We start from the raw sequence: 9972 nt of genomic DNA on the forward strand, positions 1-9972 counted from the left end.
AGTGCGGCGATAAGGCGCGGCACGCCGCATTCGGTACGGGCGACCCCTAGTGTAAGCGAATCGAATCAGCGCAATCCGCCAACTCCCCGTTCAACGTTCGTCGTAACTCACAACCACGCGGTCGGAAATCGGGTGGCACTGGCAGGTCAGCACGAAACCGGCGTCAATCTCGTGCTGCTCCAGCGTGTAGTTCTTCTCCATGCGCACTTCGCCTTCCAGCACCTTCGCGCGGCACGTGCAGCACACGCCTCCTTTGCACGCATAGGGCAGTGCAAGTCCGGCTTTCAACCCGACGTCGAGTACGCTCACGCCTTGATACGGCAGGCGCAGCTTGCGTTTCTTACCATCGATGACGAGTTCCAGATCCGCCGCCGGCGTGTCGTCGGTTATTTCGATGGGCGGCACGCCTGCTTGCGGCAACGGCGTGCCGAATCGTTCGACGTGGACTTGCTGCGGCGGCACGCCCGCGCTTTTGAGCGCAGCTTCGGCGGCGTCCATCATCGGGCCGGGGCCGCAAATGAAGGCTTCATCGATTTCATTGGCGGGAACGAGCGCCTCCAGAAATGCCGCGCACTTTTCCTGGTTCAGCACGCCGTTGAACAACTCGACATCCTGCAAATCGTCCGATAACACGTGGTACAGCGAGAACCGGCTCATGAAGCGATTCTTCAGGTCTTCCAGTTCTTCGGCAAACATGATCGCGTCCACGCTGCGATTGCCGTAGATCAGCGTGAAACGGCTGGTCGGCTCGGTTTCCAGCGTCGTCTTGATAATCGCAAGCACAGGCGTGATGCCCGAGCCACCAGAGAACGCTACGTAATGCTTCACGTGATCTGCGTTCAGGTGCGTAAAGAAGCGGCCATCGGGCGTCATCACTTCGATTTCGTGGCCGGGCTTGAGCGTATCGAAGGCGAAGTTCGAGAAGCGGCCGCCGCGCACACGCTTGATGCCGATACGCAATTCGCCGTCGCGGTCGTAATCGGTCACGCCGACGCAAATGGAATAGGAGCGCCGCATTTCCTCGCCGTCCATATGCGTCTTCAACGTGACGAACTGGCCTTGCGTGAAGCGGAATGCATCGCGCAGGGTCTCGGGGATATCGAAGGAAACCGTGACGGCGTCGGCGGTTTCGGGACGGACGTCGCGGATGCGCAGCGAGTGGAATTGCGGAGTCGCCATGGTCGTTTTCAGTACGGTTTGAAGTAGTCGAACGGCTCGCGGCAATCCATGCAGCGATACAGCGCCTTGCACGCCGTCGAGCCGAATTGGGCGAGGCGTTCGGTATGCGATGAACCGCAGCGCGGGCAGGCGGGTTTGTCCACGACGCGCGGCACGAAGCGGATCGGCCGCTCCTGCGCCACATGCTCGTTTGAGCCGCAATTGCCCATGGGCGGCGCGATGCCGTATTGCCTGAGCTTGTCGCGGGCTGCGTCGGTCATCCAATCGGTGGTCCACGCGGGCGCCAGGACAGTTTCGATACGATGGTTCGCGAAGCCCGCGTCGTTCAATGCAGCGCCGATGTCTTCCGCGATCTGGTACATCGCCGGACAGCCGGAATACGTGGGCGTGATGACGATTTCCAGCGTGTCGTCGGCAGCGCGGCGGACGTCACGGAGAATGCCCAGCTCACGGATGGATACCACCGGAATTTCCGGGTCGGGTACAGCGTCCAGCACTTCCCATACGCGATCGAGTGAAGCTTCGGCGGTGGCTATCATCGAGTTCACCACGTTGCGCCCGGATGCTGCCGCGCGAGACCCTGCAATTCGGCGAGCAGGAAACCCATGTGCTCGGAATGCTCGCCGAGTTTGCCCGTAGTCACATGTTTGGCATCGGCGGGTTTTTGCAGCGTGGCTTGCGCAAGCGTCGCGTCCACGTCTTCGCGCCACGCGGTTTCGAGATCAGCGGTGAGCGGACCGATACCCGCATCGGCGATGCTCGTTTCCACGTCATCGGTACTGAAAAACTCGCGCGTGTACGGCATCAGGTAATCCACCGCGGCTTGAGCGCGGCGATGCGATTCCTCGGTGCCATCGCCGAAACGCAGCAGCCAGTCGCTCGCGTGATTCAGGTGATAACGCGTTTCCTTGATCGACTTCGACGCGATGGCTGCGAGCTGCGCGTCGGCGGATTGCATGAGCGCCGTCCATAGATGCGCCATCAGCGTCGAATAAAGGAAGTTGCGCACGACCGTCACCGCGTAGTCGCGATCCGAACGTGCCGTGCCCGACAACGGACCTGCGTGCGGCAGCTCTGTCAGCGTGTAATTGCGGAAATCGCGTTCGTTGCGGAAATACGCGTAGTCGTCTTCGGTTTTCTTCGTGCCGTAAAGCTCGGCGTCAAGCGTGGCCGCGTGCGAGTAAAGCAATCGCGCCTGGCCGATCAGATCGAGGCTGATATTGGCCAGCGCGATATCTTCCTCGAGCACCGGGCCGTGTCCGCACCACTCGCCATTGCGCTGACCGAGGATCAGGGCGTTATCGGCGAGGCGCAGTACGTAGGACAGATGTTGGGACGTCGTCATGGGCTTGACCCTTCAATCACATGTGGTTGATTTCGTCGGGCAGCACGAAGAACGTCGGGTGACGATAAATCTTGTCGCCGGCGGGTTCGAAGAACTCGGCTTTATCGGCGGGATCGGAGGCCGTGATTGCCGCCGACGGTACCACCCAGATGCTCACGCCTTCCTGACGACGCGTGTAGACATCGCGCGCCATGCGCAGTGCCGCGGGTGCGTCGGGCGCGTGCAGGCTGCCGCAATGCTTGTGGTCAAGACCCTGCTTGCTGCGCACGAACACTTCCCAGATCGGCCATTCGCTATTCATTTTTCGCTCCTTCGTTTATGCAGCTTGCTTTCGCGCACGCGCGGCTTGTTTGGCGGCGTAGGCGAGGGCGGCTTCGCGAACCCAGAGGCCGTCGTCGTGCGCCTTGACTCGCGTGGCGAGGCGTTCTTTATTGCAAGGGCCATCGCCGTTCACGACGCGCCAGAATTCTTCCCAGTCGATCTCGCCGTAGTCGTGCGCCTGCCGTTCTTCGTTCCATTTCAGGTCGGGGTCGGGCAGCGTGACACCCAGGATCCGGGCTTGCTCGACGGTGGCATCGACGAATTTCTGCCGCAAATCATCATTCGATATCCGCTTGATGCCCCATTTGAACGACTGCCCGCTGTGGATGGAGTCCTTGTCGCTCGGGCCGAACATCATCAACACCGGCCACCACCAGCGGTCCACCGCCTGCTGGACCATTTCCTTCTGGGCTTCGGTGCCCTTCATCATGGAGAGCAGAGCGTCAAAACCCTGCCGTTGATGGAACGACTCTTCCTTGCAGATCCGGATCATGGCGCGCGCATACGGCCCATACGTGCAGCGGCAGAGCGGGATCTGGTTCATGATCGCCGCGCCGTCCACCAGCCAGCCAATCACGCCGACATCCGCCCAGGTGGGCGTCGGGTAATTGAAAATGCTCGAATACTTGGCTTTACCGGCGTGCAGGGCGTCGACGAGTTGATCGCGCGACACGCCCATGGTTTCCGCCGCGCTATATAAGTACAGGCCGTGGCCGCCTTCATCCTGCACTTTCGCGAGCAGAATCGCCTTGCGCTTCAGGCTTGGCGCGCGAGAAATCCAGTTGCCTTCGGGCAACATGCCGACAATTTCCGAATGCGCGTGCTGCGAGATCTGACGGATCAAGGTCTTGCGATACGCCTCGGGCATCCAGTCCTGGGGTTCGATCTTGCCGTCGGCGGCCATCACGGCGTCAAAACGGCTGAGTTTCGGCGATGTCGACTCCGGATCGATGGACTGCACGTTACCGGGGATATCGAGGGATTGCGTGTACATGACGATCGCTCGCTCTAGGAAGTCACTGTGCCGCAATTATAAGCCGACCGTCCGGTCGGTTAATAGTTATTTTTTTGAGATAGACCCCAGAGGGGTCCAAATTTACCTGTGTGGGATACGGGGCCAGAGTGCTGGATCAACGCAAGCGAACGGTTGCGTGCCCGTTTTCGAACGTTCCCCTATCCAACGCTTGCTTCGAACACCCGGCTGTAATTCCCTCCAAGGATCTTTCCGGTCTCTTCGTTCGAGAACCCCGCTGCAAGAAGCTGGTTCGCGAAATCGGGCAACTGGCCGTAGTGGGTGAAAACCGGCGGAGAAATAAAGCCGAGCATGTCCGTGCCCATGCCGACATGGTCGGCCCCAACGAGATCGGCCATCCGCTTGACGCCTTCGGCCATCCCTTGCAGATCCCGGAACGTCCCCGAGCTTGGCCAGATACCGATCACACCGCCCGTATCGGCAACGGCGCGGGCGTGATCGGGGCTGATCAGCCGGCTCCGTGCGCCGGGATGCGCGGATAGCGCCGTGTGTGACAACACCAACGGTTTCGACGATACCGACGCCGCCCGTTTAACGAGATCGAACGTGCCGTGCGCAACATCGACAACGATCCCAAGGTCATTGCACCGTCTGACGACCTGTGCGCCGAAATCCGTCAACCCGCCATGCTGGGGCGGCTCGGTCTGGATGTCGCCGAGTTCGTTGATACGGTAGTGCACCAGCTGCAAGTGTCGTAACTGGTGCTGCGTGTACGCCTCATCCATGCGACCCAGTTGGCCCTCCAGGAAATCGCCCCCCTCTGACGCGATAATCGCGCTCGGCCCGGCGTTCGCATTTGCTTTCAGCGAAGCGCTGCTGGTGATGACATTCAATTGCTCCCGCGCGATCAACGCGTGCAAGCGCGCGAACTCGGTTTGCCCGAGTACGTACAGTTCGCCGGGCGCAGGCGGCCGGTACGCCTCGAAGCGCTTGCGATCCGCGGATACCCGCGTGACGACGGTATCGGTGACGATCGCCAGCGTGACCACGTTCATACCGCCGCTGCGCATGGGCGCGGCGAGCGAGGCGAAAGGGCGGTTGGCGCCAATCGCCGGATCGCGGGAGATGGTCACCCGGCCGGCATGACTGTGCATGTCCATTGTCAGCGCGCCGGTCGAGCGCCAGCTTTGCGCGGTAGCCTGCGCATCCGGGTTGTCGGTATATCCGGCGAAACGGCCGCGGGCGCAGGCGACCAAACCCAGTGCCGCAGTCGATGCAAGAAAGGCCCGCCGGCTGATTGGTTTGCTTTGACTGGTCACGCCGGCATTGACGAGTTGATAACGCCAACCCGCCGGATCGTCGATCAAACGGCGCAGTCGTCCGCGAATCGTCACCGGCCCGTCCTGGACTTGAATCAGTGAAGCGCCCATCACTTCAATACTTGAGCGTGGATCGGCCGGCGCGCAGCCCGGACAACACGGCGCATCTTCCGCGAGCAGAAAATAATCGACGCACGGGTCCGGTTCGAGTGGAATCATCCAGCCTGAGAGTTCGACCACCACGTCATGCAGCGCGTCGGCTTGTTCGGAACGGATGCTCGGCCAATCGATTTGCATCGACATCTCCCGTTTTGAGCGTTGTCGCCAGATTATGCAGCGGGCGATGTGGCGCACTCACGTCGGGCCTGGCATGAGCCGTTCACGGTTCGCCAACGCCCAATGCGACAATGCGGCTTCGCGTCCGATTGTGTTCCCGCATGCCGTCACCTTCCTCCTCAGAAACTCGTCGCGTATGCGTTGCCGTTATCGGCGGCGGCCCTGCTGGCTTGATGGCTGCGGAAGCGCTGTCGGCGGGCGGTGCGGAAGTGGATCTCTACGATGCCATGCCGTCGGTCGGCCGCAAATTCCTGATGGCCGGCAAAGGCGGCATGAATCTCACGCATTCCGAGCCCATCGAGTCATTCCTCTCGCGTTATGCGGAGCGCCGGCCGTATATCGAACCGCTGCTGAACCGTTTCGATGCCGCCGCGTTACGCGCGTGGGTTCACGGATTGGGTGTGGACACCTTCGTCGGCAGTTCGGGCCGCGTGTTTCCCACCGACATGAAAGCCGCGCCCATGTTGCGTGCCTGGTTGCATCGCCTGCGCGGCTCGGGTGTTCGGTTCCATATGCGGCATAAGTGGCTTGGCTGGGACGACGAAGCGTTGCGAATTCTGCGATTTGCCACGCCGGAGGGGGAGCGCGCGGTCGAAGCCGATGCCGTCGTCCTCGCGTTAGGCGGCGCGAGTTGGCCGCGACTTGGCTCGGACGCTGCGTGGATTCCATACCTGGAGGCGCGCAACGTGGGCGTGTCGCCCTTCGTGCCGTCCAACTGCGGTTTCGATATTGACTGGAGCGAGCACTTCAGCAGCCGTTTTGCGGGCGAGCCGTTGAAAGCGGTGGCGATCGGTTTGCCGCGTGAAGACGGCATCGACTGGCGCACGGGTGAATGTTTGCTGACATTAACAGGTATTGAAGGCAGCCTGATTTACGCGATGTCCGCGCGTATTCGCGATCGTTTAGCCGGCGGTGATGGCACGTTCTTCCTCGATCTCCTGCCGGCTCTGACGCCGCAGCGGGTTCACGGTGAGGTGACGCATCCACGCGGTGCGCGTTCGATGTCGAGCCATCTGCAAAGCCGCTTGCACCTGACGGGCGCAAAGGCGGGTTTGCTGCGAGAAGTGCTGAGCCGGGGAGATTTCGCCGATACCGCGCGCCTCGCTCAACGTATCAAGGCGTTGCCGCTGACCGTGGCGCGCCCAAGGCCCATTGCCGAGGCGATCAGCAGTGCGGGAGGTGTGACCTTCGAATCGCTCGATTCGCACTTGATGCTCGAGGCGCTGCCCGGCGTTTTCTGCGCGGGAGAGATGCTGGACTGGGAGGCGCCGACCGGCGGTTACCTGCTCACAGCGTGTTTTGCGAGCGGTTTGGTCGCGGGAGAAGCGGCGCTGGCTTATGTAAGGCAGGCGTAAAGCTCGCCTGGCCTAGATGGCCAGCGCCGAAGCGAAACTCAAGCTGGCACAAGCCGCCACAACGACGTGACTTCGGCCGAACGCGCGTGATAAAGCGGATCGGTTTTATCGGCGGCGCGGGGGTGATGCGGACGAATATCCATGCGACCGTCCGTCTTCAACCCGGCGCGGTCCACCCACTCCTGGAATTCCGCCCGGGTTCGCAAGCCAAGAAGTTCAGCCATGTCCGAAAGAATCAGCCAGCCTTCGCCGCCCGGCGTAAGATGCGCGGCGAGGCCGTCGAGAAATCCGCGCAGCATGCGGCTTTCCGGATCATAGATTGCGTGTTCAATAGCCGAACTGGGCCGGGCCGGCAGCCACGGCGGATTGCAGACGATCAACGGCGCGCGGCCTTCGGGGAACAGATCGGCGTCGAGCACCTTCACTTGCTGCTCATACCCCAATAATTCGATGTTTTCGCGGGCGCAGGCCAGCGCCCGGGGATCGATTTCCGTCGCGATCACGCGCTTCACGCCACGCTGGGCCAGCAAGGCGGCGAGCACGCCCGTCCCGGTGCCGATATCGAAAGCCAGCTCCTTCGATGGCAGCGGCTGATCCGCCACCAGCTTGATGTACTCGCCTCGAACGGGTGAAAACACGCCGTAGTAAGGATGAATCCGCGCGCCGAGCGCCTCGACGTCCACGCCCTTTTTGCGCCACTCGTGTGCGCCGACAAGCCCAAGCACCTCACGCAGCGAAACAACCGACTCGCCGGCGGCCACGCCATACGCTTCTTCACATGCCTCTTTCACAACGGGCGCGCGCCGCAGTGGAATGGCGTACTCCGCGTCCAGCGGCAACAGCAGCATGCCGAGCGTGCGCGCCCGCTGTGACTGGGCGAGCCTATGCAGATTGAACGCCTCCGCGGGGGCGGGCGGCGCGGCCGGCGGGGCATCGGGGGCGGCGCTGCGTTCCTTTGCTTTCGCTTTGGCGGACTTTTTCGGCCGCGTTTCGATGCGTCGCGCAACGGCCTGCAACAACTGGCGTGCGTTCTGAAAATCGCCGCGCCAGAGAATGGCCGTGCCTTCGCAAGCCAGCCGATACGCGGAATCGGCGGTCATCTGGTCATCGCCGATCACTACGCGCTTGGGCGGCGCGATTCCGCTTTCCGAGTGCCAGAGCGCCGAACGGTTCTCGCCTTTTTCCTCCCATTGGATCTGGGAAGGTGCGGCGCTGGTGCTGGGAGAGGTTTTGGAATGCATGCTGAATAAGTACCGGACAAAGTGAGAACCGCGAGGCGGAATGCCGACATTCTGAGGGCTTTTCACAAAATGGTTCGATTTTCGACGACAAAAGGCATCCGATGGATCCGCTTCAGAGTGGGCCCGCGGGATTTCGACTGTCCTGAACGCATGTCCGTTTGGACATTTACCGTTGGCGGACGCAGGCGCTGATCGGATGGCATCGCTGTCATTCCGCGCTCCCGGCTCAGCGGGCAACGCCCCGGCGGTGTGCCCGGATCATGCGGTCCATACGTAGCCGTGAATCATCCGCCGAACTGTAAGCGCCTGGTTTGCCCATTCAGGCACAATCGTTTTTTCCTCAAAAAACCTCGTTCCCCGATGAACCTTCGCGCCATTTCTGCCGTTGCCGCCACGACGCTGTTTGCTTTCCTGCTGCCATCCGCCGGCGCTCTCGCCGACGACGCGCCGGCCGAACACTGGGTCAGCGCGTGGGGGACGGCGTTGCAGGCGATCCCGCAGCGCGAGGATTTGCCGGCGCTGTATCGCGCGCCCGAGATTGGCGGGCGGACGGTTCGGCAGATTGTGTATCCCACCCTCGACGGCCGGCACGTTCGGCTGCGCTTCAGCAATGTGTATGGCACTGCGCCGCTGGTGATCGAGGGTGTACAAGTTGCGCGCGCCGTATCCGGCACGGCGGCGGCGACCCGTACAGGAACGAGCCGTGCCGTCACGTTCGGCGGCAAGGCGGGCGTGACCATCGCGCCGGGTGGCCAGCTGGACAGCGACCCGATCGCCTTCGACGTTGCTGCCCGCCAGCCACTCGCCGTCAGCACTTATATCGGGGCGGGCCAAAAACTGGCCGGATGGCATAGGGTGGCGAACCAGACGAATTACGTATCGACGCCAGGCAACCATTCCTCCGATACCGACGCCGCCGCGTTTCGCACCCGCTTCACGCAATTTGTGTGGCTGACAAGTGTTTCCGTCGATACCGCGCCGGCCCGCGCGATTGTGACGATTGGGGATTCGATTACCGACGGCATGCGCTCCACGCCGAACGCGAACCGTCGCTGGCCCGACGCATTGGCGCGCCGACTGACGCAAAAGGGCTTCGACGGCACTGCGGTCGTGAATGCGGGAATCAGCGGCAATCGCTTGCTGAGCGGGTCGCCGTGCTACGGCGAGGCGCTTCTGAGCCGGTTCGACCGCGACGCGCTGCGCCAACCCGGGGTGCGCACAGTGATCCTCCTGATCGGTATAAACGACATCAATTTCCCCGCGATGCCTCCGCACGCCGGTCTGGATTGCGACGATCCCCATACGCCTGTCACTGCCGATTTGCTGTTGCGCGGATATCAACGGCTGATTGCGCAGGCCCACCAGCGGGGTGTCCGGATCTACGGTGCAACCTTGACGCCGGCCTCGCTGCCGCCGGAACGCGAGGCGATCAGGACGGCAGTGAATGACTCGATCCGTTCAAGCCGCGCATTCGACGGCGTGATCGACTTCGACCGGGCGCTCCGGGACCCGGCTCATCCCGACCGTCTCCAGCGGCGTTATGACAGCGGCGATCATATCCATCCCAGCGACACGGGTTACGCGGCCATGTCGGAAGCCGTTCCCATCGACGAAATGGGGCTGACGAAGGGCCATTAAGGGTTTCCCCGAAAATAATTCGAAGATGTCCTTGCCTTAGTTGGCGCCATCGCCTACTATTCGTCTCCTCGTTTCGCAACGAGGACCGCCAAAGAAACAGGCGGCCTCCAAAGTCGGTAAGTTTGAAAGCAAACGCTAACAAATTTGTTGACAAGGAGAAAAAGATTCTTCATAATCTCGTTTCTGTGCTGCAGATGCAGCGACGCGAAAGCGGCAGGGTTCTGGTGGTTGGGGCGCTGGTGTTTTGGTGAATGTTCTTTAAAAA

At 61.8% G+C, this 9972-nt stretch carries 10 protein-coding genes; 2 read left to right on the forward strand and 8 right to left on the reverse strand.

The features are described from left to right. Window positions 1–90 precede the first annotated feature (90 nt). From paaE to ABH944_RS13390, 6 genes are all read right to left on the reverse strand, one after another. Entirely contained in the window at window positions 91–1179 is a 1089-nt protein-coding gene (gene paaE / locus ABH944_RS13365) for a 1,2-phenylacetyl-CoA epoxidase subunit PaaE (protein ID WP_404606450.1), read from the reverse strand. A gap of 8 nt (window positions 1180–1187) precedes the next feature. Beyond that, complete coding sequence (gene paaD / locus ABH944_RS13370) at window positions 1188–1718, reverse strand: 1,2-phenylacetyl-CoA epoxidase subunit PaaD (protein ID WP_404606452.1); 531 nt, start codon at window positions 1716–1718, stop codon at window positions 1188–1190. A gap of 5 nt (window positions 1719–1723) precedes the next feature. After that, window positions 1724–2524 carry a 1,2-phenylacetyl-CoA epoxidase subunit PaaC gene (gene paaC / locus ABH944_RS13375; RefSeq protein WP_404606454.1) on the reverse strand — a complete coding sequence of 267 codons (801 nt, stop codon included), beginning with the start codon at window positions 2522–2524 and terminating at the stop codon, window positions 1724–1726. A 16-nt stretch (window positions 2525–2540) separates the two neighbouring features. After that, on the reverse strand, window positions 2541–2825 hold the full coding sequence (gene paaB / locus ABH944_RS13380; protein ID WP_062088282.1) for a 1,2-phenylacetyl-CoA epoxidase subunit PaaB: 285 nt from the start codon (window positions 2823–2825) through the stop codon (window positions 2541–2543). 15 nt (window positions 2826–2840) lie between these two features. Then, window positions 2841–3839, reverse strand: coding sequence for a 1,2-phenylacetyl-CoA epoxidase subunit PaaA (gene paaA / locus ABH944_RS13385; protein WP_404606455.1), 999 nt, complete (start codon window positions 3837–3839; stop codon window positions 2841–2843). A gap of 179 nt (window positions 3840–4018) precedes the next feature. Then, entirely contained in the window at window positions 4019–5434 is a 1416-nt protein-coding gene (locus tag ABH944_RS13390) for a dipeptidase (RefSeq protein ID WP_404606457.1), read from the reverse strand. Between the two features lie 140 nt (window positions 5435–5574). Between ABH944_RS13390 and ABH944_RS13395 the strand changes: the two genes are divergently transcribed. Then, a complete protein-coding gene (locus tag ABH944_RS13395; protein WP_404606458.1) occupies window positions 5575–6828 on the forward strand; it encodes a TIGR03862 family flavoprotein in 1254 nt (417 codons plus the stop codon). A 38-nt stretch (window positions 6829–6866) separates the two neighbouring features. Here ABH944_RS13395 and ABH944_RS13400 read toward each other — a convergent pair whose 3' ends face one another. Beyond that, on the reverse strand, window positions 6867–8069 hold the full coding sequence (locus ABH944_RS13400; protein ID WP_404606460.1) for a 50S ribosomal protein L11 methyltransferase: 1203 nt from the start codon (window positions 8067–8069) through the stop codon (window positions 6867–6869). Between the two features lie 360 nt (window positions 8070–8429). Between ABH944_RS13400 and ABH944_RS13405 the strand changes: the two genes are divergently transcribed. Then, window positions 8430–9707: an SGNH/GDSL hydrolase family protein gene (locus ABH944_RS13405; RefSeq protein WP_404606462.1), complete on the forward strand. Its 1278-nt coding sequence runs from the start codon at window positions 8430–8432 to the stop codon at window positions 9705–9707. A 56-nt stretch (window positions 9708–9763) separates the two neighbouring features. Here ABH944_RS13405 and ABH944_RS13410 read toward each other — a convergent pair. After that, window positions 9764–9972, reverse strand: a 209-nt coding sequence (locus tag ABH944_RS13410) for a hypothetical protein (RefSeq protein WP_404606463.1), incomplete at its 5' end; no start/stop codon positions are given.

The sequence above is a fragment of the Caballeronia udeis genome (assembly GCF_044909315.1).
Taxonomy (GTDB): Bacteria; Pseudomonadota; Gammaproteobacteria; order Burkholderiales; family Burkholderiaceae; genus Caballeronia; species Caballeronia udeis_A.

Coding starts and splice junctions, on each gene's coding strand:
- paaE (WP_404606450.1), bottom strand. CDS start 1,179: ATGGCGACTCCGCAATTCCACTCGCTGCGCATCCGCGACGTCCGTCCC.
- ABH944_RS13400 (WP_404606460.1), bottom strand. CDS start 8,069: ATGCATTCCAAAACCTCTCCCAGCACCAGCGCCGCACCTTCCCAGATC.
- ABH944_RS13395 (WP_404606458.1), top strand. CDS start 5,575: ATGCCGTCACCTTCCTCCTCAGAAACTCGTCGCGTATGCGTTGCCGTT.
- paaB (WP_062088282.1), bottom strand. CDS start 2,825: ATGAATAGCGAATGGCCGATCTGGGAAGTGTTCGTGCGCAGCAAGCAG.
- ABH944_RS13390 (WP_404606457.1), bottom strand. CDS start 5,434: ATGCAAATCGATTGGCCGAGCATCCGTTCCGAACAAGCCGACGCGCTG.
- paaA (WP_404606455.1), bottom strand. CDS start 3,839: ATGTACACGCAATCCCTCGATATCCCCGGTAACGTGCAGTCCATCGAT.
- paaD (WP_404606452.1), bottom strand. CDS start 1,718: ATGATAGCCACCGCCGAAGCTTCACTCGATCGCGTATGGGAAGTGCTG.
- paaC (WP_404606454.1), bottom strand. CDS start 2,524: ATGACGACGTCCCAACATCTGTCCTACGTACTGCGCCTCGCCGATAAC.
- ABH944_RS13405 (WP_404606462.1), top strand. CDS start 8,430: ATGAACCTTCGCGCCATTTCTGCCGTTGCCGCCACGACGCTGTTTGCT.